The organism is Mesobacillus sp. (genome assembly GCF_047739415.1).
In the GTDB taxonomy this organism is placed as follows: Bacteria; Bacillota; Bacilli; order Bacillales; family Cytobacillaceae; genus Mesobacillus.
Map to the genome: position 1 here is coordinate 12,825 of NZ_JBIQOE010000307.1, position 26,544 is coordinate 39,368.

Sequence of the window (26,544 nt, forward strand, 5' to 3'; positions counted from 1 at the left end):
TTATATTTTATAAATTACTAAACACTTTTAATTGACCTAAAATATCTAGGACGAAAGGTACTAAAAACAATAAACTAAAATTTAAAACCAAGCCTATACCAACACAAGCTAATAATAGATTTTTTCGTGCGGTTTGCTTTCTAACCACTTCTTCTATGGCAGATTTACTGCTTTTATGAAGAGAAGTGAACATCTTCATATATCTTCCGGAATCATAACCGGTAGTAATAACTAGTTGAATTTGATCGAATAACTGATGGTTTACCCTTCGTTTTAAAAGGTGAATAGCACCATTTAAATTCCCTTTGTCTTTCTCTAAAGCTTTGTTCATACCTTGTAAAACTATCTTTAATTCGCCTATAAGCTCCTTTTCAGCCATTTCTAGGGCTTTAAAGGGATTTCCAGTACCATTAACCATTTCTTTTTCTAATACATCAATAAAGTCAGGTGCAGCATAAAGCATTCGGGACAAATATTCATTCCTTTTTGAATAAAAAATAATGATTGGTCCAAAAGGTAAACACAAAACTAGAACAAAGCTTATCAATATCATTCCTGGATGGAAGTCTGACAATGATAAAAACACGAATGAAAGGACTATTCCAAAAAACACCATAAACGCCATATTTTTTATTAATTTCTCAACCGTCCAATCGTCCGATATTTGACCTGTTTGATAAAGCAAATCATTTAACTTATCGTATATATTCTTAGGCACAAGATTTTTAATAAGCTTATTCGATTTATCTTTGTAAGTAACAGGTAAACCAATTTGCTTTCTATAATTTTTTCTAAAACGCTTCATACCAGGAAGGGAATAAGCATACACTCTTTTACCAACCATTAGTGCTGCTATGACAATAAGTGAATAAATTAGAACCAATAAAAAAGTTTGCATTACCTACTGTCACCCCTCTGATAACAAGATTAAACTTTGCGATATTTGTGTCATAAATGCTGTTGAAATAACTATAAAATCAACTGCTATTCTACCAATTATATGATTCTGAAATGCTATTAAATAATCCGGATTAATATACAAAAATATAGCTGCAATTAAGAAAAACATAATGGTACCGGATCTAATTAACAGGATGTTTCCGAAAGTATCAATTCGCCTTTCGGTCGCCATTTCTTTTCTACTTTCTGACCTTTCGATTAACCTCTCAAGCCTTTCGTCAAAGCCATATCCTTCATATAATTCAGATTCAAAAGCATCTAAGTAATCTCTAATTATTGGATTCTTAAATTGAATCTTCACTTTTTGAATTTCAATACTAGGATCCGCATTATTTAAAAGTTTCATATGAAGCTTTTCGAAAACACTTTTAAATACATCTGGTGCGTACTTATTAGCGTATCCTAAAGCGAATAATGGATCTCGGTTGTGCTGATAGATATTATGAAAAGCATGGAAGTATTCTGGAAGCCTTTCATCAATAATCTGACTTCGCTTAATGCTCCTAGTTTGAACAATTTGTTTAAACTGAAAAAGTAGCATTACACCCAAAATCATTCCTGCAAGTAGATTATTCATTAGGTTTGCAAACCATAGACCCAGGAGTAAAGAAACCCATGCTGATATAACAAAATAGATCGTCATCGGAACTTTAATTCCACTTGTCATGTAATACACATACAAAGGAGGTTTGCTTTTTATATAGTCATCATAAATTGCTTCTCCGGTCTTTTTTTCAAGCCAGCGACTAAGCAAGAAATAAAAGACCAATAACACCGCCAGAACTAAAAAAATCTGTTTCAATTTTTCAATATCAAGCACTAATAGACCACCACCCTTGGTTTAAATTCCGAAGGGATCCTAGCGCCGGCTAACGATGCTTTTCTTTGTAGTTTTTCACACAATACTGATCCAGGTTCCTTTTTCCATTCTCCCTTTAACTCATATTGAGTTTCTTCGCTTATATTAAAGGAAAATAGGGTTTCATATTGAGGCATTCCATTTTTAATTTCACCTGTAAATTGAACGATTTCCCTTGCCCTTAGCCGATCCATAATAATCATAATGTCATTGTACTTTGCTGATTCCATTAGAATTCTTTCTTCTGAATATTGATTGCTTGCTGCCATTTGGACCATATAGTTGTAGGCATTAATCGCTCCTGTTGGATCGTCAGCATGATACGTATACAAACTTTGAACACCTTGTTGTAACAGATGCAACAAAGTATGAGCTGCTTCGTCTAGTAGTTCTCCTAAAGCTAAAACCTGTGGTGTAATTTGTTTAGTAAGTGTTAACAGATTACTTTCACTAATTGCATTTGCCTTTTCACCTACCAGATCTCTTGTAAACAATCTACTCATATATGGATGTACATTTTGTATTTCATTCGCTGATTGAATCAACGCTATATGAGATAGGGGACTTGCCCAGCTAAGTAACAAAGCTAAAATAGATGTTTTTCCACTTCCATAAGTACCAGCAACACCAATATTAAACCTAGATTTAATACAAAACTTTAAAAACTCTTCAACGGATTCAGACATGGCATACCTTACTTGATCTGGCTTCAATATATCTTTTGAAAGTCTTCGAATATATAACTTTGGAGAATCAGGACTAATATCGAATCCGGTTGCTCGAATTCTTAAGTTAAAATCCTCGTCTTCAACATTTGCAATCGGGTTCGCTAAAGTAAACCTTCCGCCTAAACGACTTACTACACGCCGAATGTATTTATCTAAATTTGAGGGATTACCAAAATCTATATGAAGAGGACGCCATTTTAAATTTTGCATGATATATGTCTTCCGGTAATCGTGAATCGTAATATTGTTAATTTCTTTATTAGCAATCAACTGGTGAATTCGGCCATATCCAGTTAACGCTTCAGTAGTATGCTGTGCTAATGCATCTACCGGAATTCCAGGTATATAAAATCCTTTTTCTACAATGATTTGTCTTACTTTAGGAAGTATAATTGATAATCTTTTACGTTCAATTTTCTCATTGTATCGATCAATTAGAATTTCATTAACTGTATCAACAATATAACTAAATGTTTGGTGGTCTTTTAATGATTGTCTATGTTTACTTAATTCAGTTTGATATTTAGTTAGATTCGCTGAACGGGTTAATACGCTTCGCACCACGCATTACCTCCTTCTTATAATGAAGGATTGCTGGTTTGACAAAATCCTTACGTTTGTTTTTCTTCCCTGCATAACGAAACATTAATTGATCCATAGCCTTTTTGACTTTATAGGCACTCGGTTTTAAAACAGCTGGCTTCTCATTTTCTGCACCACGCAAAACATCTTTTGAGTATGGTAGGATTGCAATACACTCAAGACCTGTATTTTTCATAATGATGTAGTCATCAATATGACCACCTTCACCGGCTTTATTATGAATAACATCACATTTTGAAATAGGGATGTTATACCTATCCTTAAGATTGGTGATTCCTCTTTGTAAATGATAAAGATCAGATATATGAGAAGTACAAGGAATAAGAATATTATCAACCGTATTTAATACTGGTAACCAAGCAATAGAATAGTTATTGCTTTCAGTATCAATAATGACAAAATCATATTCGAGTTTTAATAACTCGATAATTTCCACAAAAAAGCCTTCTGTCATTTGTTCTGAATCTTCAGGGTACTCGTTACCTATTAACACATCAAAACCTTCGCTATATTGACACATTACATCTTGCAAGGATTTTATGCTCATTTCCTTCACAACATATAGCTCATGTGCTGCAACTAAACCCTTCCTTCTCTCACGTTCTATTCCCAATCTTTCACCTAAATCATCGTTTTGTAAATTAAACCCTAGTAAAGCGACTTTATATCCGTTATTACTTAGCCATGCAGAAAAATTTATAGCCACTTCCGTTTTCCCATTCCCACCATTAAACCCAGTTAAGGCTATGGTTCGATTAAGAAAAGTATCTGTTTTAATTTTTGCGTTTGTGATCTTCTTCCAGACCTCTTGCTTTTTGGCTTTTCTTTCTTCTTCTCGTTTAATCTCTTCTTCTAATTCACTATAGGAATTATTACTTTCCTCTATTACCTTGATATCTTCAATTTCCTCGATTTCTGATTCAAGATCCTCTTCCTGGCCAATTTCTAGTTCAGGTGGTTCCATTTCACCCTTAAGCATTTTTATTATTTCTTCAGGATTATCCTTCCAAGAAATAAAAGTAATTGTTGGGTATTGATTAACGAGAAGGTTTAGAAAATCCTTATTATTCCTTGTTCCATTTAACTGATTTTCAAAAACCAAATATTCAGGAGTATTTTGAACCAATAGGGCAAGAAGTTCCTCCTGGGTAGAAGCATTTTTGTAAACCAAAAATTCCGGCTCAAGTTCTCTCGCGATTTCCGAATAATAATTGTCATAGCTAGGAATCGCAAAAAATATTTTCTCGGCCATTAGAATTTTCCTCCTGTCTTGATTAAAAATAAAGATAATGCACCGTTCTCTTGCCCCCAAGCTAACTTAACAGCATCTTCTGATTGAGCCTTTAAAGTAACTGCGTAAGGAGTTTGGTTTCGCTCAGAATCTTCAATATCTTCTCCTTGCGATGTTCTTACTGATATTACCGTTAATTTTTCGGAAATTACCTCACCCTTTTTATCACTATCACCGTCTCGGCTTTGTCGTGGAGTGAAAATCACATCAACTACATCACCCACTTCAATTTTCCCACCGTTTACATACTCAGTTTTTGTTCTAATGGTATATTCGCCTTCTCCCTTTTTATAAGTAAGAGGTTGATTTTTATCAAAATCATTTATATCAACGAACCTACCTGAAGGAATTGATCTTTGAGGGACTAAACCTTCAACATCATCTAATTCTTCTATCATCCAATCAAATTTTTCATAAACTTTTCTTTTAGCCAAACTATCTTCACTTACATATTCGCCAGCTGGTAATGCCTCCTTTACGTAATAAACTTCATATGTACTCGCCCCTTTTGAAGTAGGCAAAAACATATAGATTGTTACTGAAAAAAGTAACATAACGACCAAAACAGTTAGTGTTTTTTTCAAACTCAACTTACCTCCTTCCCTCTCTATGTCTACTATAGTATCAAATAACGGTTTACATTGCAATTCTTTTTTGTTAAAATAGAGATACACAGGCAATTTCTAGTAGAATAAAGAAAGGAGCTGATTTCTTTTTGATTCGAAAAGGGGAGTTATATGAAATATTTAAAAATTGTAGATCTAGCGAGGGTGCTAGAGGTGGATTATGATTTTCTTCAAAAGTACCTAAAAAAGGAATCAGAAAGATTCAATTCCGTCTTTGGAAAGTATGATCTCAATCAATTTATTGAGCTGCATACATATCCACAATCAGCATCCAATATCCCAAAAGAAAAAATTGATGTAAATTTGTTAGCCGAAGGAGGGGTTTTATCAATTCCAGAAGCACATGAAATGTTATTAAAAGAAGGTATTCATGTGCATTACACTACAGTATGGAGGCGAATTAAAAGTAAAAACGTCACACATATCAGAATTGGTGCAGCAATCAGAGTTCCTATCTATATTCTTAATAGAGAAATCGAAAAAGGTACATTTAGTAGAAAGAAAAAATAAAACAGGTCAAGGACTTTAGGGTCCTGAATCAAAAATTGAGGAATACAAGATAAGTCAGTTTAAACTTTAACTCAAAATAAGGAGAGGATAAAATGAAACTTCTAAAAAACAGAAAAAAAATAGTTCAAATTGCAAAAGTATTATCTTTTGTATTGTTGCTAAATGGACTTTTGCCATTCGCATTACCTGGTAAAACATTTGCTGAAGAACCAAAAAAAGCGCAATGTCAGATGACCATAGTATCAGATCAACATTCGTTTAATAATCCTGTACGACCTAATTATCCATGTACAGACTTAATAGAAGGATATTATTCAAAAGATACTGGGCAATTTGGAATTATAGGAATGGCAACTTATACCGTTAATTACAGCGGACAACAGTTTGAAATCGGTATTCCTTATGATGGATATACAACGGCTATTTTAACAGTTTATACAGTTAAAAAAGAAGAGCCAAAACCTGAACCGAAACCAGAACCAAAGCCAGCTCCAAAGCCGGCACCAAAGCCTGAAGCACCAAAAGAAGAACCGAAACCTGAGCCGAAACCAGCTCCAAAGGTAGAACAAAAACCAGCTCCAAAAGTTGAAACTAAACCTGAGCCAAAGCCAGCTCCAAAAACTGAAATTAAACCAAAAGAAACAGTTTCAGAGATAAAAAAGATACAACCTGAAGTAGAAAAAGAGGTAAAAGAGGTTGAGGAAAACCTTGAAGAAAAGCCTCTTGAAAAAGCTAATAAAACACTAGAGAAATGGCTTGAAACTAATAAGGATTTAGTAGTAGAAAAAGAAATTAGAAAATTAATAGATATTGGAATAGGAAATAAAGATATTCCTGAAGAGATCATTGAATCCCTTATTAAAGATGAAGAAAAGTTTAATGACATATATGAATTCTTTGAGCAAAAAGAATTAAAAGATATAACAGAATTAGACAAAGTTCGAGTACAGCTAAAAGATATTAAGGACAATAAGTTAACTCAAAAACCAGGAGTAAAAGAAACAGTAAAAGAAGAAGCAGAAGTAAAAGTAAAAGAAGATGAAAACAAAGGTGTTTTCACTAAAATGGCTGAATCTGTAAGTAACTTCTTTAAATCTGTCGGTTCATTCTTCACCAACTTGTTTTAATCTTGTGTTCTTAGTTTATGCAACTGGCAGTATCTGAAAGTAGGTGAGTGATTGAAATTAATTTGTAAGATATTTTTATACTTTTTTATAGTAACAGTTGGAATTACCTTGTTTTATCCATCATCTTCAAATGCAGCAAGTACCCCTTATGATGTTGAATCAAGTGTTAGAAGTGGTTGGAACTCTACTTATGGTGGTAAAAACTATGACATGACTTCTGCCAGAAAACTAGTTTACGATGTGTACGCAAACAAGTACACCAGTGGGGGATATCAAGTTACTTGGAGAGACTTTGGAAAGGGAAATCAACCTTATTTAAACTTTCAAGGATGGGGAGTCCTCTTTGGCCACAAAAGACATACATCGACAAATCATGAAACGTATATTGTAGCCAAAAAAATTTCAGGTGATAGTGGGGTTGGAACCACCTATGTTTATGGAACATTACCTATCAATATATCAGCTACTGAGGATCTAGAGTATAACAATCAAGGTGCCGGTGTATGGAACGAATGTGCTTCTTGGCAAACTAATAAAAATAACGAAGACTGTAATATGCGATACGACAACGTGGGGTTTAATGCTTATTTGCCTTTAAACGAGTTGTTTCCGAATCAACAAGAAAATGCTAAATGGCAATTGTACATTGTAAAACGTGTTGATTCACACATTGTTTATACTCAACTTATTTTACCATTTCAATTTGATAATCGTTCTTTTAATGGTGGTACACTTTCCCTATCAAGCGGTGTAAATGCAAATAATCTAGTAATGGTAGGTTCGGGTGTAATTAGAAGAACTTACCCTAGACAACCTGCAAATACAATTGGACCTTACTATTTTACAACTACTAAAGTTTATAAAAGAGTTTCTCATGATGAAACAGCCACATCAGTTTGGTATGGCGTGAGTACTCCGGAAGATGGTTATGCTACACGTTGGGCTAGTACAGCATATTGGGGATTCGGAGGCGATCAGGCAGTAATTAACTACACTCCACCACCGGATACTGATCCACCATCACATATAGCTCATTCATTGTCTGGTGCTCGTTATCAAAATGGTAACGATTATTGGGTACAGCCGAATGATCGTCCTTGGATTCGATTACGACAGTATGATGAAACAGGTAACTTATACCAATACCTTCGACTCTATGGAAGTGGAGTGGATGCAAGATCTCAGCATGATTTTCGTCAAGGATGGCAACATAATAATCATTGGTATACAGACCCTAATGTAAAGATTAATGCAGCAGGAAGAGAGGAAGCTACAAAATACGGTAGGGTAGCTTGGGAGGTAATACCGTACACCCACGGACACACCTATGATGTTCAGTATTATTATAGAGATACAGAAAATAATGTAATAGGTTACAATAATACTGGAATGAGATTACGAGTAGATGGGGTTGAGCCTTCTCACAATTCTATGGAGATATTAAACTATCGATATAGAAATGGTAACGATTGGTGGGTAAAGCCAGGAGATCAAGTTTATATTCGTTTAAGACAATATGATCCTCACTCCGGTAACAGGTATCAATACTTAAAACTGTATGGATCAGGCCAAGAAGCAAGATCTCAACATGATTTTTTCAATGCCTATAATCATAATAATCATTGGTGGACAAATTCTAATGTAGTAATAAATTCAGCCACTAGAGAGGAAAACACAGCTTACGGTAAGGTAAAATGGGGGGTTGTTCCCAAAACTCATGGCCACGGATATAACATAATGTATTATTACAGAGATAATGCAGATAATGTTCCTTCTGATTATATTGATACGAACCAGGATTTATGGGTAGATGGAGTTGGTCCTAGTATTCAATTTAGAAATAGTGCTGATACAAGTGATTATTTCAGTCGAAGTTGGTCAACAACTTCCGTAGACGTTCGTTTGAAGTTTAGTGATCCACATTCAGGCTATAAGCGTTCTCGTTATGCATGGACACAATCAACAAGTACACCTACATCATGGTCAGCTTGGACGACAAGCTCAAACTATACGGTTTCAAAAACCAACTATGGTCAATGGTATTTACACGTACAATCCGAGGATAATGTTGGAAATATTACAACCACATATAAAGGTACTTATAATTTCAACAATCCACCTGTAGCAAATTTCACGTGGAGTCCTACAACGATTTACAATGACACTACAGTTGCGTTTACTAATACTTCTAGTGATCCTGATGGTGACCCTATAACCTATCAATGGGCTTATCAGACACCTAATTCTAGTACATGGGTGAATTTCTCTACAGTAAAAAACCCATCAAAGATATTAAATATAAAAGGCACATGGAAAATAAGACTGACTGTTACGGATAAAGACGGGGCAACAAATTCCATAATTAAAAGTCCTGTGGTTATAAATCGTCCACCTGTAGCAGATTTTATGGTTCCTAGTCCTATCTTTGAAGGAGATACATTTGTTTTAGATAATATCTCTACGGATCCAGATAAAGATTCTTTAACTGCAAAATGGACTATTGTAGATCCAAATAACGTAAGCACTTCTCAAATTAATTGGGATTCAACTATCACAAACGCTATTCCTGGTATTTACAAGGTCACATTAACAGTAACCGATCCTGACAATTCTTCAGTTTCAATTACTAAAAATATAGAAGTAAAAGCTAATTATTTAACAGCCGAAATTAACCACATTCAAAAGTGGACTGATTACTATTATGAAATCGGAAGAGATTTAGGAACTTTTCTAGCTGGTGAACCTTTTGATGTAGTAGTTGAAACTAGTTCAAATAGCAAAACAGTTGAAGTCACTTTTGACTTTCCGGTAGCAACAAAAGAAGTTCCAGAAGCATTTCTAGAAAATCCTTGGGATGATCCTTACCCAGATTTTGCAGCAAGTTTTAATGCTGATACATTAAACTATGTAAATTGGAATTTAACTGCATGGAAAAAATATTGGATTATGATTCTTGACGGCCAATATAACGTAAAAGTAAAAGCAACATATCTAAATGGAACTACAAAAGAAATAATCCTAAAAGTAGACATACTCGATCATATCCTCTGGAATAAAAAAGTAGGTTATAGTAATAGAGGATAGTTTCTGCTAAAATATATGAGTGTGACCTAGGAAAATCTAGGTTGCACTTTTTTTCTAAGAATGCGAAATGGATAAAGGGGTAAAGGCAATGTACCAGGAAGAAAAATTCTATTTGATTAAGGAATTAACGATCATTACAGGTTTAAATAAAGATACGATTCACCACCTAGATCTACCTTATACAGAAAGTAGAAATCATCCGGAAACTAACCGTCCTTTCAAAATTCTTCCCTGTAGTGATTTTGAAAGGTTCTTAAACAGTAAAAAAAGTTGGAATTTTAAGATTCCCGAATTTCAAAAATATACAAACACCAAACGTCCAATAGTTCGTCAGTTTTTCTCTACACAAGAAGCTTCAGATTTCATGAAATTATACGGATTAGAATTACAACCTAGAACTCTACATAGTAAAATAAAACAAAAAGAACTTCCAGCCTATCAATTCGACCGGAAGTACCTTGTACCTATTGTATATATTATAAAATTAATGGGTATATCCCTGGATAAAAAACTGAATGACAGATTATCAAAAGTAATTAATGACGATTATGAATTCAAACTATAAAAGAAATATGTGTAATAAACTTAAACATGTTCCCATTGCAAAGTAAGGTGCCATTCTAATACTTTTGGTTCTATTATATTTAAGCAGCCACAAGATAAAATAACCTAATATGGAAACTACCAAGGTATAAAAAAAGGCTAGAACACTTAAATAACTACCTAACGTAAGTCCTATAAAGGCCATAAGCTTAATATCTCCACCACCTACACCTTCACCTTTAGAGGCCATTGCTGCAATAAATAATACAATTGCCGGAATTAGACCAAATAAGTAATAAATCAAACCATTAGGGTGATAAAAAATTCTAACAATTAAAATGATCAATAATGCCGGCAATATCAATTTATTCGGTATAATACCTTTTTTAATGTCAAAGTAACTCGATCCAATTAACACAAAAGTTATTAATCCGCCTAATAAAAAGTTCATTTTAAAAATTTCCTCTCTAGATTTCTTTCCATGTAATAGATCGTTATAACTATCGTTATGACGGTTATGCTGATACTGTTTATTCTTCTTTTTTATACTGTTTATCAAATTCAACATGTTCCTTTATAAGCAATTCTTTTGAAATAGTGGTATATCGTATAATCTTATCACCATCATGACCCTTTATTGGCAAGAGGTTAAAAAAGAACTGAAAAGCTGAAACAAAAGCCATCAATAAAAAGAAATAAGCTAACCAATTAAGATTTAGAAACATCAAAGTTAATCCTAAAGGAAGGGTTACAATAACTGTTATTAGGTTTGCAATACATCCACCTAGACCTATAAGAATACCATCCCGTTTATAATTGTCCCAACTCTTAAGTTTCCACAAACACCGACTTCCTGGAAAGAAAAAAAGCTTTTTTATTTCTAAATCACCTATTTTAAATAAATATTCGTTTTTTTTACCTTTTCCCAAGCGCAATTCAATAAGTTCATTGTTTGTATATTTTACAAAATACCAGTGACCCATTTCATGAATAGCTGTGCAAATTAGGTAAGATAGTACAAATAATATTAATACTAAAAAATAATAAATCATACTTAATTTTATCTCCTATATTTTTCTCGCAATGTTTACCAATCATCATCTACCGCCCACGTCTTACAATAAGGGCAATAATAGACTCCTATTTTATTTTTATCTTCTCTATCTAAATATGAATCAACAAATGGATAGTCACAATATTCAATAAATAAAGTTAAATCATCCTCAACATCACAATGTAAACAAAAACTATACGGTTGGAATTCCATCATTTCAGTAGTTATATTCTCGGAAATCCACTTTATAACTTAATCATCCCAGCAATTGTGACTAACATTTTTCACTAAACTTAGATCCAATAAAAACACCCTTTCTTAAGTCTAAAATAAGTAAAGATTGTTTATTCCGAAGATCCTTCTTTAAATATATCCTCTAATAAATTTTCTATCTGTTCTCCAATTGGTAAATCTTCTTTTTCAGGATTGAAACCGTTATTTAGGATCAACTTTTGTTCATGGTTTATTTGAGCTAACATAACAGCGTTCCAAGGACCAAACAAGATCCATGCAGCTGGCATAGTGAAAAGCTCCTTTTGTTCTTCAAGTCTTTCGTAACTCTCTTCAGTTCCCTCTTTTGTATGAAATACATTCATAAACATAAATGAACCACCAGGAATAATAAAGAAAAGTGTCTGAAGTACAAAAATTACAATCAGCAATCTTTTTAGTTTTTTCTTTGAATTGGAACGCCTTGTTAGCATTTAACTCACCCCTTTATCTTTTCAGCTATTAATTTAATTAAAGTAATAAAGTAATTCTCACCAGATATATAATTGATAACAAATATTGCTAAGATTGTAGCTATCAAAATAGTTAAATAAGAAAATGCTGACTTTTTTCCAGTAAGTGCGGTAATTAAGAACAAAAGCAACGCTACTAGTCCAACGGCTACAATAATTAAAAAAATAGCGAAGAATAAATCGTATTGGAACATCCATTTTCCCTCTTTTCTATATGTTGTTTTATAACATCAATCGGAATATCCTTCATTTGAAAATGAGCTTGATATTCTTCTCCTGGTACAGCTTTATCCAAACAATATTTATATCTTTCAATTCCGTTATTTTGGTTTAAAACATCGGCTGGATCCATACCTTTTGGGAGTAATACTACTTGGTGTTTTACATTGTTTTCTGATAAAAGTTTACTAACCTCAAATGCCTGTTTTTGGCCCTGTCCATTTAAATCACTATCAAATATTATTCTTACAGCTTTTTTAGGTTTTTTCTTTTTAATAAATCTAATATGAACATTACTAAACTTTGTGCAGCCCCCTGTCGCAAAGCCAATTGGAAACCCTTTTGACCAGGCTACTAATTGATTAATGGGAGCTTCATATATATCTAGGTAATCCTGATTATCCGAAATAAAATCATGGCCGTAAATAATTTCATCACCATTCATGTATACGTGCTTTAAATAATTAACATCATCGGTTCTTCTAGTATAAAAATCTACTGTTTTTCCATATTTGTATAACGGTAATACAACTCTTTGATACATCATGTCTAATCCCTTTGAGTGAACTAATCTATAAGTCTTTAATTGCTCTTCAGAGTATCCTTTTTTCAATAAGTATTCTTTTAACACGGATCCACCAGGAGCATAACCAGCATTTACTTTTTCTTGTATCTCTTTTGAAACGCCTCTTTTTAAAAGATAATCAGAATCCTCAAGGTGAGATTTATAAAATTGAACTACTTCATTATAGATTTCAAATCTCTTCAATTCTTCTTCTGAATAACCCTGGTTAACCTGAATATCCAAACTATATAAATTTATTAAAAATTCTATAGCTTCTACAAAGTTATATCCTAGCTTCCCTTGAATATAATTAACTGCCTTCCCTTGAAATCTATTTCCCATCGATGCACACCGATAGCACTTAAAGTAATTATGGATGGTATTTATCCTACTGTTATTCCAGTCTCCATTACAAATAGGGCATAGAAATAAGACTGTTTTACCCTTGCCTTTCGTTGACTCACCCATACGTTCCATTAATTCTAACACCTGGACTTCATCATTTATTTGATCGATTACTTCTCTTGGATAGAAAGCCAAATCATTTTACTCCTTTCATAAGCTATCTAAATATTTAATGGCCTCATTTAGATTTTTAACAGATATTATTTTCATGCTGTTTGCCCCTATCTTCTTTTGTGTTTCAAGTGCTTCAGCTGCATTCAATTCAGGAACAAAAAATATATCAGCCCCAGCATCATAACAAGCCTTTACTTTATAACTAACTCCACCGATTGGTGAGACAGTTCCATCTTCCTCTAAACCTCCCGTACCAGCCACTACAAGGTTTTTATCGATTTGTTTGTCTTTAGCCTCATAATACAACTGTAATCCTATTAGAAGCCCTGCTGAGTTCCCTCCATCTAGCTTAGAGTTCTTTATGGTCAACAACTGTTCAGGGAAATCATATTTGAATTTTTCACGAGGCCAGAATCCAAGTGAATGTATCCCTACATAATTTCTATTTCTCTTTAAATTAATCTCTAGCACCTTCTCCTTCCGTTCTAAAACTAACTTTACTTCGGTACCATCACTTTCTTTTAAATATTGGTCCAATTTTTCTCGACTGGTAAAGGCAACCCCATCAACTAATAAAATTTCATCACCTTTTTCAATTAAATCGGCTGCCTTAAACTTATTACTGCTAAACACACTTGTAACAACCAATTTTTTTTCGTATTTTAATTGTTCATCCAAACTGTTTAATACACCTAAATAGACTTTATCCATACCTTCATCCAGGAATGATTTTGAGACTTCTTTTTCTTCATCACTCGTTCTAATTTCTAGTGTAGTATTTTGTGCTGAATAAAAAGTAGGCTCTTTCCAAAACATCGACTGGATAAACCAACGATCAAATAAATTGTTAACAAATCCCGATTTTACTGTTACAAAATTAAAATTATCATGCTGTGCACCTGGAATAATCTCTTTAGTATTAATCATTTCCCCATTCATCAAAGCTTCCTCTTTAGCTGGATAACTATATAAAATTAAAGACATAAGAGATAGGAATAAAAATAAAGTGAAAATTCCAGTTTGAATATACCTGTATACATTTCCCTCCTTTTTTTTAATACTTAATAATCCAAAAATACTTACTAAAAGCAGACCAATTATAAGAAAAATATTATTCAATTGGATATTCCCCTTTTCATTTTTATTTCTAAAACAATGTTTATTTCGGTTTTAATTGCATTTTATAGTAAAAAAAATGGACCTTACTCTCCCTTTTTAATGTTGCTTTCATATTGCTTAATCACTTTATAAAAAGTATTTTTCTTAAGTCCTAGCAGATCCATAAATGAAACTCCCGTAATCACACCGTTTTTCCATCTTTCATAATTTCTTTCGACTAGATATTTTTGTTCTCTCGTAAGGTCATCATAATTTATACTTGGTCTGCCTAATTTTTTACCTTTAGCCTTTGCTATAGCAAGTCCTTCAGCTTGACGCTGCCTTATTTTTTTCCTCTCCTGTTCAGCTGCATAAGCAAGCAAACTTAAGAATTGATCTTCGAGCATTTTTCCCATATCGCCCATTGATTTAAATTTTCTGCTATCGAAAAGCTCAGCATTTTCTAAAATTACTATATCAGCCTTTAATTGGCGTGTAATTTCTTTCCACTCTTCAATAATACCGTCATATGTACGCCCTAACCGGTCCAAAGCATCTATATAAATCAAATCTCCCTCATGGATAAAACGTTTCATAAGTTGGTATTGAGGACGATCGAAATTACTACCAGACATTTTATCGATAAAAATAAATCGATCTTCAATTCCTAATTCCTTCATTTTTAGAACTTGACGTTCCTCATTTTGATCTTTAAAACTCACACGGACATAACCTAACTTTGCCAAATGATTATTTTCACCCCCTATAATGTAATTATAATACAATTAGTTTAAAAAGTCACTACAATTTTAAAAACGTTTAAAAAATAAAAAGGTGTATTTTACAAACGAAGATATCTTATAATTTCTTAGATTCCTTAAAGTATACTTTTATAAACAAGTTATTAAAAAAAATAAGGACAGCTCTCTAATTGAACCGTCCTTTTGCTATACCATTATAAATACATTTAAATATATAAACACAAAAAAGGAGAGTTTTATGGGCAGTAGGTGCTCCCTCTACTCTGCCGTTCCAATCACTCTCGTTTAAAATAGTATAACAACTCTCTAATTTTGTAAAGATACTCTACTCTCGACTGTGCTCCTGGGGATTTAATGCTGAAAATTTTTACTCTCAGACCCTTTTAATTTTTTCTGAAGTTTTTCAAGCTGTTTATTGGCTTCATAAAGGGCAATAATTTTTTCATTTAGATGTTCTTTTTGGACCTGGATTACTTTTTCTAATTCCTCTATTTTTTCTTCCAGTAGCTTTTTTTGATCCTCATATCTTTTCGTCATAATCTCCATCTTAGAATGATACCCTTTTGAGGATTGTAAAAAGATCTCTTCAATCCTTCTTAAATGGTTATCTAATTCATCTGTATTAAACATTAATTCTTTGGCTTGCCGTTTTTGTTCTAACGTTAAATGATCGTTATACATAAGGGCTAGAATTTCTCCTTTTTCTTTTATCCTTCCTTCTTCTGTATAGCGATTAATTAATTGACTAAGTTGTTCGTTTAATACCGGTTCCACTTTTTGTGCAAATTGTGCTTTCCCCATTTTACCCCTGGCCTCCTTTCAGATAACGGTTAACTGGTTATTTGTTATCTTTATTATTAACAAATGTGATAATTCACATACCTACCTTAAACTATAAAAAAGAGCCTTGCTCATTAGCAAAACTCTTTACACAAAAAGTTTTTTCTTAAACTTTCTTTAGTTTAAATCTAAATTAACTAGTGAAGAAACTAACCTTTCTATATAAAATTTGTTAATAAAATTGTTTTCATAATTATAACCATTATCTATCAATTGGTTAATGCAAGTTTCAAAAATATGGTTACCTGTTAGATCTCCCCACTCGTCAAGTACGTTTATGGAGACACCTATTTTCTTGATGATTAAATTTTTAAAATAATTAAGTTGTTGATCAAGTAAGTGCGTTTTTAAATTTGAAATCGATAAATATTTATTAATGCTCTTATCCATGATGTACTGTTCATTAATATTTATAGTTTTTTCTTCTTCCATAATTCTTCTAATATCTATAGCTAGACGTAAATAACATAAAAGTAAGTCATACAATTGTTTATCATTTGCTAGCTCTTTAGACTTCTTTTTTCTTTCCTCTATAGATGGTGTATACATAGTTAACTCCTTAAAAACTATTTTTCTAACCATTTAACATTCTTTTTGCTGCATTATGTGCACTCTTATAAAATGGGTTATATTTTCTTAGCTCATGAGACAAATAACAAACGGTTATATTTTTATTAGTGTGCTTGTTTTTTATTTTACGGAACATTAAATGTATTTCTTCTTGAAGTTGGCTTAGAGAATCATTTTTTTTAAAGACTATTTCCTTTGTTAAGAATTTTTCTATATCCCGAACATCCGAATAAAATATAATAGTTGAACAATCACCTATGTACTTCTCAAAATGAGTTAAAGCAAATAGAATGGCTTTAAGCTCACCGTAAATATTCTTTGATACACTTTCTCTAGGTGGGTGTACATATTGTTGCTTAACTTGAACCAGACTATCTTTTATATATGAACATGCTACTGCCATTGTAGGGTAATTATGCTTCATAGACATATCACAGTAAATAAACAAGGTATCCCTACTGTAGTACTGCTGAAATATCATTTCTTTTATTTCAGATGGGACTTTGTCCTCGTTTTTAGGCCAAAATTTTGGCTTTCCTACATATTTGGAATTCCCTTTTGGTTTCACAACGGAATCTCTCCCTGTTAATCTAATAATGGCTTATGTAAAGTCACGAAGGAAATCTGCCGGAGTATAAACGACTAAGTAATCTTTTATCTCCTTCGTATGAAAGTCTTTATCACCGGTTACAAATACATCTGGTTCAGCAATAATAGCAGATATTAAAATGGGTAAATCTTCCGGATCTCGAATATATGGAGCATCGAACATAGAAAGGTCTTCTGGTGTATAAGATAATTCAAATTCCATATTTGTTAACATGTAATCCCAATGAGTCATTTTTCCCGGAAACTTATTCTTTAGAACACGTGAAACTTCAGTTAATGAATAGCTGCATAATATAAGCACATGATTTTGAATAAGATTTCTTATTAAATTTCTACAAGGTGATGTTTCTGAGATAACCGCGGATATTAGAACATTTGTATCAATGAATACACGAAGCTTATTGTTTGGTTCGTTCATTCCATAAATCCTTTCGCACCTGTTTCAAATCATCCAATAAATCCTCTTCTGTTATCCCTTTTTCTTTTGCTTCTTGGCTAACGGCATCTGCAAATTCATCAAAGACCACTAGCGCACCTTTTTTTACAACCATTTTTCCATCCTCTTCTTCAACAAAAATAACACGATCGCCCTCATTTAGATCAAGTGCTTGTCGAACTGATTTAGGAATCGTAATTTGCCCTTTAGATGTTAATCTCGCTGATTTTTGTTTAAAGATCCCCATATTCTCACCCTTTCATTTTTCCTTACTTCCTTACTTTTAGTATAAACAATTTTATTAAAGATATCCACTTATTACGAATTTTTGTTTCCCTCAACACCATTAGTCTAGGACAAAGATAAAGCGTTAGACTTATTTATAAACAATTACATATTTTTAGTTAACCAAAATATTCAAAAGCAGCAATAATTGACTTCATTACCTTTTCATCATTTCCTTCGTCCTTTATTTTTTTTATAAAATCAACATATAACATGGTCATCAGTTCTTCCACATTGAAGTCTATTTCTTCATTTATGTTATATAGGTCATTTAGTAAAACTTCTCCCCTATATACATCTTCGGTTTTCATTTTAATTGTAAGATAAGCATTTTGAGGTCTATTTTTCTTTTGGTGTTCAACCTCTTCTTCACGTTCTTCCAGCACCCAAGTAGTAGGAGTAAGTTGATTAAATTCTTCTATACGTATTTTCTCAACCATTTTTGGAAAAATTGTTCCGTCTTTTATTGAAGCTAATTTATATCCTAATGTTTGCAGATCCAACCCTTGTTTCTTGTTGTTTACTGTTGTTATCCCCTTCCGAACTTGATAAAGAAGTTGCAGATATAGCAAATTAATCAATGTCCCAAGGTCTATATTTTTTGGACAATCATCCATTACAGCTTTCATATCTGAAATTAGCACATTACCCCGTAAGTAATCATAATAAGGAATTTCAAGTTCCAAATATCTATAATGTGGTTCTTTAATTATCTGCCAAAAAGTTTTACTCTCTGCTCGAAATTTATCTTTTAGCAATTCTAATTTGCTGAAGGATCTCACTATAATACGCCCCTTCCTCAATATACTTGAGTGCTGAAATTGTCATTTTAAATACTGTTTCTCTTTCTGATAATCCTCCTTTTTGAATGGCCAAACCATTTTCGCCTCCAATTTCAAGATACCTATATTCCGGAAGCTTTGTTGTCATATGATGCTCAGAAGTTCCTATATAGTCCATTTCCCAATCGATGATATGTAAATGATCTAAGGCATACCACAAAAGTAAAGTATTATATTTAGTTTGTTTTATTTCTATATCGGGAAAATGAAACCTGAATCTTTTCAATGATAATTTAAATTTTATTTTTTGCTCTATCGTAACAGGGAACTTAACAGAATGCCCCTTGTCTGATCGAGAAGCCCTTGTAATTTTCTTTTGAACTTCCTTGGTATTAGAATTATCCTTTTTGCTCTTAGGATCTGTATTATTAAATATTGGATTTAAATTATCGAACATCTTCTCTTCCCTCCCTCAACCTAATTTTTTTATGTTAAGTCAGAGTCACTTTTCCACTTTTCCATTCTTAATAGATTTATATGGGGGAGGATGGAGGTATAGAACAAGCTTAATGTTTATTTTCATGAAACCTTGTCCATAATGCTATTAAGCTAGTATAAATAGACTATGAGGTGATATTATGAAGAAAAAAAACACCATAACTAAAAAAACAGCTACTACATTTAGCAAGCTTATGAATGAGGGTGCAAAAAAAACCGGTGCTAAATTAGTTAAGGTAAAGTTAAAGTAATTAGTATATCAGCAAAACATAAAATTCAATTTTTCTATAGTTAATAATTAAATACAAAAACAAAAAACTGGATGACAAGAAAAAACCACTATTAACAAGGTATTAACTTTGTTTAATAGTGGTTTTTATTTATTGGCGAGCAAGCCTTTCAATTTCGCTTTCAGTTCTAAAAACTCTTTTATTTAAAGCTTGTAGATCATTATCTCGTTCATCTAGCTTTTTACTAATTTGATTTAAGATCGTAGTAATATCTTTCGGTTGTTCTGCTTCTAAACGAAGAGTTGTTTCTTCTATGCGTTCCAGTTGTCCCTTAATCTCTTTAAATCGCTTTTTATTTTCTTCCGACTGCTCCTGACTTTCATTCTTAAATTTATAAAAACCACTTCTGAACTCACTTAAAGCAGTAAGAATCATATCAAGTTTTTTATCTGTCATTTCCCTTTCCCTCAATCTTTATGTCTTTATGGAAATTATAAAACAACGTTACTCTTGTGTATATCATCTACATATTCCGGAATAAATTTTTTACTTTTCTTTGTACGGTTCATATATTCCTGGAATACGATACATTGGTTCAACATCAACATCGATAAAGTATCTTAATTCTTTAGAATCCTGTTCAAAAGCTATCTCTAGCTCTTTTACAGGCTTCAAATCAGCTATCGGTCTATATCCTTTACGGACAGCAACAAAAACTTCTGCTTCAGGTTTTAAAGATTGTAAATGTTTAATAAGATCTTTTACCTTCATAAATTATCACCCCATCCATCTTTGTATTAATTACTCCATAACCCTAAACCTTCTGACTTAGCTTTATTTTCAATTTTTCTAAAAACATCCTCATATTTATCATTTGGTTCATAAACTACAACTTCAGCAAGGCCAGCTCGTAAGATTTCCTCATTAACCATCCTGCCATCCGGCAAATAAACATAAGCAAGGGTTCTGCCGTAAGGATCTGTTTTTTCTTTATCGTATTCAAGCTTTACTTTTTGTCCATTTAGTAGCTCTTTTGTAAATGCTGAAGCTTCTGGTCCATATGGTTCAGGTTTGTCCACATTATGCACTTCAGGCGTATTTATCATTAATAGCCTTATTTTTATTTCTCTATTTGACTCTTCCTGAACTATAAGAGAATCTCCGTCCACTATACGGACAACAGGTAAATATTCTTCAGATTCACCACTATTTAAATGTTCTATATTCTCTTTAATATCAACAGCTACATTAACAACCTTTTCAGTCGCTTCGATCGCTTCAGTTATTTTTTCAACATCGCTATTTGAGCAACCATTTAATAAGAACAAAATTAGGAATAAATAAACTTTCGTCATAATTTCCCCTCACTACTTAATATCTTCTTACATCATAAAATGGATGGGCTATGAATCAGGCAAAGAAAAAAACTGATGGATTTTTCTTTGATAATGTATAGGATTTTTAAGATGTGTACTCCACGGAATTAAATATAGATTTTCTTCAATAATAAGATATGAGATTAAGCCAATACTGGATAAGCCCCGTTTAGATAATAATTCATATGGATATCCAATACCGATAAGAAGGATAAATTTATTTGTTATTTTTTGATACCTAGAGGCCTGTCCAAATCCATCTTTAAGATAACCTTTTTTGATTTCAATATATAGATAATCTTTTATGTAATGATCAAATGCTAATAAATCAGGCCTTACTCCATTTATATACGGTTGCCGTTTTATTAGTTCTAATTTCATGTAAGAAACCAAGTTGGTTTCAAATAATGCTTCCTCAATATCTTTTTCTAAAAAATTGAATAGATCTGTTATAATCATTGGAATACCATCTTCCACAGGTACTAAATATCTGTCAATCACAGGGAAGTTTAAAGGTCCTATTAATTTATGAAAAAAGTATATCCATACAGCTACATTATAAGGACTTAATTTATTTTGTTGTTCAAGAAACAAAGATATTTCCTCATTCGAGATTTTTAATAAAAAATTATGAAGATTTCCTTTTTCTAGTGCTTTCATTAAATCATTTGTTATTGTGTTTGTTTCATGGTTTAGGCTTTTTACCTTTCTTGCTAAATGATAAAATTCAGTATTTCTAAAATATCTATAAAGTTCTGTCCGGATTTCGATTACAAACATTTCACCGAATGCTGATTCTGTAATTTTAAATTTCATATTTCTGCTCCATACTGATCACACCATCAATACCAGTCTTCTCGTTTATCGTAATGCCACCAAACATCATCATAGTAAACTTTTAAGCAATCTTCTTTCTTATCCCATACAACTTTTTTTATATTTTCTATTGCATACTTCCTTTGGTTTTCCGTACCCATTGCTTTCATATGGCGCTTATGAACACGCATAAATAGATCATATTGGTCCGGAGTTAAACCAAACATTTCATTGGACTTAGAAAGAACAAAATGAGAAAATTTCTGTGCAGCTCCATATTTTAATACTTCTCGAATAAACTCTTTGTCTTCTTCTCTAACAGGTTCTTTGATAGAAATAGATCCATTACTAATACTTTCAGGAATGAGACTACCATTTCTATAGGTAAACCAAATTATTTTCCCTATGCCAGCCCCTCTTACACTCAAGGTCATTCCTTCGTTCAATTTCCCATAACCAAATACCTCATATTTTTTAACGAATACATCTTCAATTTCAGAAAAAGGAACAAGTTCTTCTTCCTGATCCTCATATAAAGAATCTTTATCAAATTTTACATATATTCCAATTGGATAGGTACCATCTTTAAAATCTTTAAAAACAATCTCACTTACTGTTCCAGAATGATACTCTGGGTCCTCATTTTCACTACAATATAAAGGGCTTCTTATAATTATTTCTACTTTATCACCCTCTTTTACATCCAGATTTTTTACATATCCAAACCGATCTTGAAAGTCCATATTCTTCCCCTCCTACCAGGTTAATTAATCCCTCTTAATTTTTATTTCAGTATCAGATACCCATAAACGACACTCTAAATCATATCTTCCGGATAACGGTTCTACCCATTTTAAATTTGAGTCTGTATAGTATACTCCCGTGTATTGCTCGAATAATTCAGGATTAAACATTAATCGGATATTAGATAACCTCGGATTTCTTGATCCAGCACCGTTTTCTGAAATCATCTGCTGCCATTGGTAAGCTATAAATTCATCATTTGAAACAACCCGAAATCCTGGGATCCTCCTATAAATATCAAAACCTCGTTTTCCTATCCCTTTTTCTGTGAATTCTTCAGAATATAAATCCATATGAAAACTCTGACCATAAATATGGACTATACCTAAATGAACGATAGAAATTGATAGCTTCCCTTCATGGTACATCAACAATAATTCTTTAAGACGTTTTGTCCTTGTTGCCTTGCTCTTTTTAGCAGTATAGTAGGGGTACTTATAGTAACTATCAAAGAATGATTCCGAATAAATCCATTCTTCTTTTTGGGACCAATCATCTTTTGTAATAATTACTGGTGCTGAAAATCGTTCTTGCTGCTTACTTAAAAACTCTTCAAATGATACTACTGCTTTTGATTCCAAAATCACCACTCCCTTTACAATTCCGACTGGCCGAACTCGGAATTAATTAATAAAAAAACAACGAAACAATGCTACTTACTAGAAGTATACTAAACGCTATAATACCAACTTTGAAACCCACTTCATCCATTTTAAAACCTCCTTTTATCAGTATTAAACAAACGAGAAAAATCACCATTAGGATCAATAATTATATACTTAACCTTCTCGTCCTTTAAATAGTTATAAAATAAATCAGCTACCTTTGTTTTATTTACTTTACCTGTTCCTGTGCCAAGCGCTGGAATACAAACAGTTTGAGCATTTAAGGAATTAACTGCTTGTATTATGTTTTTTAAACATTCCTCCACTATTTCAATTGATGATTTTTGACCAGGCTTTTTCATTGTGACTGCATGTATAATCTTTTTGGCATTTAAATTCCCTTCTGATGTAATAAAAACCTTTCCAACTTCTATTGGTTCCCTTTTCAAAAGGTTTTTAGATTCTCTTTCGATCGCTCCTTTTGTAGCATAATGTAAAGATTCAGCAACGCCTTTTAGCTTTATAAAGCGACCAATAAAACCACCCATATAACCAATTCCATTAGAAGCATTAACAATAATGTCAGCACTACAATTTTCAATACTGGCAATCCTAACCTCAATCATTGATTTCTCCCTTTAACATCCAAAATAATATATTGTTCGTGTTTTTGATCAAAAATCACAGCTGCAGCGACTAGATCACACCAGGAATTTTCTCCTAAATCCGAACAATCGAAACAACCAGCAAATCCGGAAGTCGTTATTAAACGAACAATCAATAACTAGTCGTTTAAATATTTATTGATTGATTCTTTGATTACTTCTGAGTTCTCAATTTCCTTATAATTTTCTATAACCTTTTGCAACTGCTGTTCTAGGATTGTTTTCTTTGGTGAATTATCAGCCATCGAGCTTTCAAACTGACTTAGAGCATCCCTGAAAATTTTGGCTCTACCCCCTTTTTTAAATCCATATTCTGAAGCAATTTCGTCTAATTTATCAAATACCTCTTTATCTGATTTGAAATTTAGATCTTCTTGTTCCTGGTTTCTCATAGAAGGAAAATCATTTGAAGGTACATATTCATCCATGATAAAACTTGATAATTCATAAGTAAGACTTCCATCTTGAACTAATTTTTCAATTCGTGCCTTTGTTCCACTTGGAAGTTTAAATGTTTGCCTAACTTGTTCACTTTTTTGGATAGGATTATCCTTATAACGATCAATTAAATTTTGAATTATGTTCCGCATAACGGCAGATCTACTAAGGTTATGTCCCTTTGCTTTTGCTTGTCCAATAAGCAAATCAATTTTATTAATTTCTGCATCTGTCATTCTGTATGGTTGCACTACAGGATTTGAAGTCTCTTTCTGTAGCTCTACTAAGGATTCTGGTAATACATATTCATTTAATAGAAAATTTCTAAATATCTTTTTGCTTTTGAAAGGTGGAATTATTTTTTTAAATTCTTCTACCTCACCAGGAACTAAACTAAAGGAATAAAGCTTCATTTCAAGAACACCTTTCTATTTTAAATATGAATTGTAATCCCCTGCTTCATAAATTTCATTGACCCTTTTATTGTACTTATACTTTAAAGCATTTAAGGCCAAATCAAGATTTCTTTCGTTTAAGTGAAAAAATATGTCCTTAAAATCAAAGGAGGTATAGCCTTCTAGAAGTTCTTTTGCAAGATCCCATAAAACACTATCTTCTTTTGATAGAATACTTTTCTCTGGTCCATAATCAAGTCTTTCCCAATTAGGTGAAATATAAGGTATTAGATCTTTCCCCAATTCTTTATTTCCAGCAATCAAATAAGCAAAAGATAAACATTTTGGATCCTTTCTTGATTCCAAAGGTATTTCATCATAAATCTTGTTAAATCTCATGTCATGTTCAAAATCTAAAAATTCTTTCATAAATTTCACTCCTATTAATATTTATAGTGTAATTATAACATAAGTACATTATATATACCAGAAAAAAAGTCCTGAAATTTCATTCAGGAATAAAAGTTTTATAAACAATCAATCAAAAGAAAAAAGTCCTTTGATTTAACTAATTATAGCATAACCAATTATATAAATAAAATTTATTTATATATTTCTTCACGCTCTAAATCCGGTACAATTACTTGCTCTTCGATTACTGGATATTCCATTATTAAAACCTCCTTTCACTAAGATATTAACATATTAATAATGTTATTATAAACTATATACATTACAATTAATTAGTTTTTTTTGGTTTTACAGGTATAAACAGCTCTTGACCTGGCTTAATATCAGCTGCATCAATATAATTATTTTTTTCTACCCATTCAACGAAAGATGAAGAATCCAGGTTATGATTTTCCCTATATTCTTTAGCAAATCCCCAAACAGTATCACCATATTCAACAGTTACCCTCACATAATTACTTTCATTTACTGGCTTATATTGAAAAATCAAAATTAATAGGAATAAAAATAATAAAATGCTGTATAGGATTGTGTATAAATTGTCATTGATTAGATTTTTAAATTTCATTTTTTGTTCCTCCTTGTTTTATAGAATGGAGGAAAAACCTCCATTCTTTTTTTAAAATTTATGCTGTTACTTTAATTCCTATATGATCTTCTAAGTAAATAGGTTCATTAGCCTTCATAAACATGGTGTGTCCAATCTGCTTTTCTAGATTAACGTATTTTTTATAAAGCTCAGGTCGCTGTTCAGCCCCATGACGTAAGTCATTTATGCTGCCCATAATACAAAATACACAACTTAAACGTTCGTTTTTCTTATAAGCCCAGAAAGGTCTCTGTTTCGCTTCCTCGATTAAACGAAACACTTCTTTCTTTGATAAGTCGAATATCGGCATCCAATCAAATACAGTACGTTGAACACGCTTATTCACACTTTCTCGCTTATTCAAAGCAAATGGATTTTTTTTGGCTCGTGCATCACTTTCTTCTGCTCGAATTCCTGTGCAGTTTATAGCTAGAGTTGCCCCTTTCTTTTTAAGGTCGTTCCTAATAAATTTCATAATAGGTCCACGTTTCAAGTCGCTGGTGCATTGTCGACAACTACTAGACGGCCATTTTTGACGTTCCTCTACCATACCTAATAACGTTTTCGGTTCGCCATTCCTTTTTACAGCTTTTACAACGTTTAAATCATGCTTTATAGTATTTAAAATATGATCTTGAACCCCTAACCACTCTACCTCTCCCAGATCAGCATGAACTACAACTATTTGTTCTTCAGGAATTAAATCTTTAAGTAGTATATACATTGCTTGAGAATCTTTCCCGCCTGAGTGAGATATATAAAATATAGCGCCTTTACTTATAAGTTCATTTATTTCTCTTGGTGGAGTTATTTTTAATTTCATATTTGTGTTCGCCCCTTCGAAA

Annotated in this window: 34 protein-coding genes; 4 read left to right on the top strand and 30 right to left on the bottom strand. The window is 32.4% G+C overall.

From position 1 onward, the window contains the following. Positions 1 to 7: 7 nt before the first annotated feature. From ACH0QE_RS24970 to cpaB, 5 genes are read right to left on the bottom strand one after another with little or no spacing between them, the layout of a single operon-like run. A complete protein-coding gene (locus ACH0QE_RS24970) occupies positions 8 to 898 on the bottom strand; it encodes a hypothetical protein (RefSeq protein ID WP_415778634.1) in 891 nt (296 codons plus the stop codon). A gap of 9 nt (positions 899 to 907) precedes the next feature. Next, positions 908 to 1,780, bottom strand: a complete 873-nt coding sequence (locus tag ACH0QE_RS24975) for a hypothetical protein (protein WP_415778633.1) — start codon at positions 1,778 to 1,780, stop codon at positions 908 to 910. Continuing rightward, positions 1,780 to 3,108 carry an ATPase, T2SS/T4P/T4SS family gene (locus tag ACH0QE_RS24980; RefSeq protein ID WP_415803123.1) on the bottom strand — a complete coding sequence of 443 codons (1,329 nt, stop codon included), beginning with the start codon at positions 3,106 to 3,108 and terminating at the stop codon, positions 1,780 to 1,782. The genes ACH0QE_RS24975 and ACH0QE_RS24980 overlap by 1 nt, the downstream gene beginning before the upstream one ends. Beyond that, complete coding sequence (locus ACH0QE_RS24985; RefSeq protein ID WP_415778631.1) at positions 3,071 to 4,402, bottom strand: AAA family ATPase; 1,332 nt, start codon at positions 4,400 to 4,402, stop codon at positions 3,071 to 3,073. Before ACH0QE_RS24985 ends, ACH0QE_RS24980 begins: the two co-directional genes overlap by 38 nt. Further along, complete coding sequence (gene cpaB, locus ACH0QE_RS24990) at positions 4,402 to 5,025, bottom strand: Flp pilus assembly protein CpaB (protein WP_415778630.1); 624 nt, start codon at positions 5,023 to 5,025, stop codon at positions 4,402 to 4,404. The genes ACH0QE_RS24985 and cpaB overlap by 1 nt, the downstream gene beginning before the upstream one ends. Before the next feature lie 153 nt (positions 5,026 to 5,178). On the opposite strand from cpaB, the gene ACH0QE_RS24995 reads away from it, so the two are divergent. The 4 genes from ACH0QE_RS24995 (at position 5,179) to ACH0QE_RS25010 (ending at position 10,353) form a co-directional block, all read left to right on the top strand. Further along, complete coding sequence (locus ACH0QE_RS24995; RefSeq protein WP_415778629.1) at positions 5,179 to 5,577, top strand: hypothetical protein; 399 nt, start codon at positions 5,179 to 5,181, stop codon at positions 5,575 to 5,577. A gap of 92 nt (positions 5,578 to 5,669) precedes the next feature. Next, entirely contained in the window at positions 5,670 to 6,704 is a 1,035-nt protein-coding gene (locus ACH0QE_RS25000) for a hypothetical protein (protein WP_415778628.1), read from the top strand. A gap of 51 nt (positions 6,705 to 6,755) precedes the next feature. Continuing rightward, positions 6,756 to 9,788 carry a PKD domain-containing protein gene (locus tag ACH0QE_RS25005; RefSeq protein WP_415803125.1) on the top strand — a complete coding sequence of 1,011 codons (3,033 nt, stop codon included), beginning with the start codon at positions 6,756 to 6,758 and terminating at the stop codon, positions 9,786 to 9,788. Positions 9,789 to 9,876: 88 nt separating this feature from the next. Then, entirely contained in the window at positions 9,877 to 10,353 is a 477-nt protein-coding gene (locus tag ACH0QE_RS25010) for a hypothetical protein (RefSeq protein ID WP_415803126.1), read from the top strand. Here the strand turns inward: ACH0QE_RS25010 and ACH0QE_RS25015 are convergent. The 25 genes from ACH0QE_RS25015 to ACH0QE_RS25135 all read right to left on the bottom strand — a co-directional run bounded on the left by ACH0QE_RS25015 (position 10,348) and on the right by ACH0QE_RS25135 (position 26,522). After that, a complete protein-coding gene (locus ACH0QE_RS25015) occupies positions 10,348 to 10,782 on the bottom strand; it encodes a prepilin peptidase (RefSeq protein ID WP_415778962.1) in 435 nt (144 codons plus the stop codon). The genes ACH0QE_RS25010 and ACH0QE_RS25015 overlap by 6 nt on opposite strands. A gap of 79 nt (positions 10,783 to 10,861) precedes the next feature. Next, positions 10,862 to 11,383 (bottom strand): hypothetical protein, encoded by a 522-nt coding sequence (locus ACH0QE_RS25020; protein ID WP_415778961.1) that lies wholly within the window; start codon positions 11,381 to 11,383, stop codon positions 10,862 to 10,864. A 346-nt stretch (positions 11,384 to 11,729) separates the two neighbouring features. Further along, positions 11,730 to 12,089 carry a hypothetical protein gene (locus ACH0QE_RS25025; RefSeq protein ID WP_415778960.1) on the bottom strand — a complete coding sequence of 120 codons (360 nt, stop codon included), beginning with the start codon at positions 12,087 to 12,089 and terminating at the stop codon, positions 11,730 to 11,732. 5 nt (positions 12,090 to 12,094) lie between these two features. Continuing rightward, positions 12,095 to 12,322 (bottom strand): hypothetical protein, encoded by a 228-nt coding sequence (locus ACH0QE_RS25030; RefSeq protein WP_415803128.1) that lies wholly within the window; start codon positions 12,320 to 12,322, stop codon positions 12,095 to 12,097. Beyond that, on the bottom strand, positions 12,286 to 13,452 hold the full coding sequence (locus ACH0QE_RS25035) for a CHC2 zinc finger domain-containing protein (protein ID WP_415778959.1): 1,167 nt from the start codon (positions 13,450 to 13,452) through the stop codon (positions 12,286 to 12,288). Before ACH0QE_RS25035 ends, ACH0QE_RS25030 begins: the two co-directional genes overlap by 37 nt. A 15-nt stretch (positions 13,453 to 13,467) precedes the next feature. Further along, the gene (locus ACH0QE_RS25040) at positions 13,468 to 14,550 is read right to left on the bottom strand and encodes a PDZ domain-containing protein (protein WP_415778958.1); all 1,083 of its coding nucleotides are present in this window, start codon (positions 14,548 to 14,550) and stop codon (positions 13,468 to 13,470) included. A gap of 83 nt (positions 14,551 to 14,633) precedes the next feature. After that, the gene (locus ACH0QE_RS25045) at positions 14,634 to 15,275 is read right to left on the bottom strand and encodes a recombinase family protein (protein WP_415778957.1); all 642 of its coding nucleotides are present in this window, start codon (positions 15,273 to 15,275) and stop codon (positions 14,634 to 14,636) included. Positions 15,276 to 15,641: 366 nt separating this feature from the next. Then, on the bottom strand, positions 15,642 to 16,091 hold the full coding sequence (locus ACH0QE_RS25050) for a hypothetical protein (RefSeq protein WP_415778956.1): 450 nt from the start codon (positions 16,089 to 16,091) through the stop codon (positions 15,642 to 15,644). 156 nt (positions 16,092 to 16,247) lie between these two features. Continuing rightward, entirely contained in the window at positions 16,248 to 16,679 is a 432-nt protein-coding gene (locus ACH0QE_RS25055) for a hypothetical protein (protein ID WP_415778955.1), read from the bottom strand. Positions 16,680 to 16,704: 25 nt separating this feature from the next. Beyond that, a complete protein-coding gene (locus tag ACH0QE_RS25060; protein WP_415778954.1) occupies positions 16,705 to 17,268 on the bottom strand; it encodes a hypothetical protein in 564 nt (187 codons plus the stop codon). A 33-nt stretch (positions 17,269 to 17,301) separates the two neighbouring features. Continuing rightward, positions 17,302 to 17,727 carry a putative toxin-antitoxin system toxin component, PIN family gene (locus ACH0QE_RS25065; RefSeq protein ID WP_415778953.1) on the bottom strand — a complete coding sequence of 142 codons (426 nt, stop codon included), beginning with the start codon at positions 17,725 to 17,727 and terminating at the stop codon, positions 17,302 to 17,304. After that, a complete protein-coding gene (locus ACH0QE_RS25070) occupies positions 17,708 to 17,992 on the bottom strand; it encodes an AbrB/MazE/SpoVT family DNA-binding domain-containing protein (RefSeq protein ID WP_415778951.1) in 285 nt (94 codons plus the stop codon). The genes ACH0QE_RS25065 and ACH0QE_RS25070 overlap by 20 nt, the downstream gene beginning before the upstream one ends. 157 nt (positions 17,993 to 18,149) lie before the next feature. Continuing rightward, positions 18,150 to 18,812 carry a hypothetical protein gene (locus ACH0QE_RS25075; RefSeq protein WP_415778950.1) on the bottom strand — a complete coding sequence of 221 codons (663 nt, stop codon included), beginning with the start codon at positions 18,810 to 18,812 and terminating at the stop codon, positions 18,150 to 18,152. Further along, a complete protein-coding gene (locus ACH0QE_RS25080; protein ID WP_415778949.1) occupies positions 18,775 to 19,269 on the bottom strand; it encodes a hypothetical protein in 495 nt (164 codons plus the stop codon). Before ACH0QE_RS25080 ends, ACH0QE_RS25075 begins: the two co-directional genes overlap by 38 nt. Positions 19,270 to 19,690: 421 nt before the next feature. Further along, entirely contained in the window at positions 19,691 to 19,996 is a 306-nt protein-coding gene (locus tag ACH0QE_RS25085) for a hypothetical protein (protein ID WP_415778947.1), read from the bottom strand. A gap of 90 nt (positions 19,997 to 20,086) precedes the next feature. Then, a complete protein-coding gene (locus ACH0QE_RS25090) occupies positions 20,087 to 20,311 on the bottom strand; it encodes a hypothetical protein (RefSeq protein ID WP_415778945.1) in 225 nt (74 codons plus the stop codon). Positions 20,312 to 20,337: 26 nt separating this feature from the next. Beyond that, positions 20,338 to 20,895 carry a thermonuclease family protein gene (locus tag ACH0QE_RS25095; protein ID WP_415778944.1) on the bottom strand — a complete coding sequence of 186 codons (558 nt, stop codon included), beginning with the start codon at positions 20,893 to 20,895 and terminating at the stop codon, positions 20,338 to 20,340. 48 nt (positions 20,896 to 20,943) lie between these two features. Next, positions 20,944 to 21,732, bottom strand: coding sequence for a hypothetical protein (locus tag ACH0QE_RS25100; RefSeq protein ID WP_415778943.1), 789 nt, complete (start codon positions 21,730 to 21,732; stop codon positions 20,944 to 20,946). 26 nt (positions 21,733 to 21,758) lie between these two features. Next, positions 21,759 to 22,475: a hypothetical protein gene (locus ACH0QE_RS25105; protein ID WP_415778942.1), complete on the bottom strand. Its 717-nt coding sequence runs from the start codon at positions 22,473 to 22,475 to the stop codon at positions 21,759 to 21,761. A 24-nt stretch (positions 22,476 to 22,499) separates the two neighbouring features. Then, positions 22,500 to 23,117: a hypothetical protein gene (locus ACH0QE_RS25110; RefSeq protein WP_415778941.1), complete on the bottom strand. Its 618-nt coding sequence runs from the start codon at positions 23,115 to 23,117 to the stop codon at positions 22,500 to 22,502. A 131-nt stretch (positions 23,118 to 23,248) separates the two neighbouring features. Next, positions 23,249 to 23,767, bottom strand: coding sequence for a macro domain-containing protein (locus ACH0QE_RS25115; protein WP_415778940.1), 519 nt, complete (start codon positions 23,765 to 23,767; stop codon positions 23,249 to 23,251). Between the two features lie 158 nt (positions 23,768 to 23,925). Continuing rightward, positions 23,926 to 24,657 carry a hypothetical protein gene (locus ACH0QE_RS25120; protein WP_415778939.1) on the bottom strand — a complete coding sequence of 244 codons (732 nt, stop codon included), beginning with the start codon at positions 24,655 to 24,657 and terminating at the stop codon, positions 23,926 to 23,928. A gap of 15 nt (positions 24,658 to 24,672) precedes the next feature. Further along, the gene (locus tag ACH0QE_RS25125; protein ID WP_415778938.1) at positions 24,673 to 25,068 is read right to left on the bottom strand and encodes a hypothetical protein; all 396 of its coding nucleotides are present in this window, start codon (positions 25,066 to 25,068) and stop codon (positions 24,673 to 24,675) included. A gap of 310 nt (positions 25,069 to 25,378) precedes the next feature. Further along, positions 25,379 to 25,678 carry a cell division suppressor protein YneA gene (gene yneA / locus ACH0QE_RS25130; RefSeq protein ID WP_415778732.1) on the bottom strand — a complete coding sequence of 100 codons (300 nt, stop codon included), beginning with the start codon at positions 25,676 to 25,678 and terminating at the stop codon, positions 25,379 to 25,381. Positions 25,679 to 25,736: 58 nt separating this feature from the next. Then, a complete protein-coding gene (locus ACH0QE_RS25135; RefSeq protein ID WP_415778733.1) occupies positions 25,737 to 26,522 on the bottom strand; it encodes a phosphoadenosine phosphosulfate reductase family protein in 786 nt (261 codons plus the stop codon). Positions 26,523 to 26,544 lie beyond the last annotated feature (22 nt).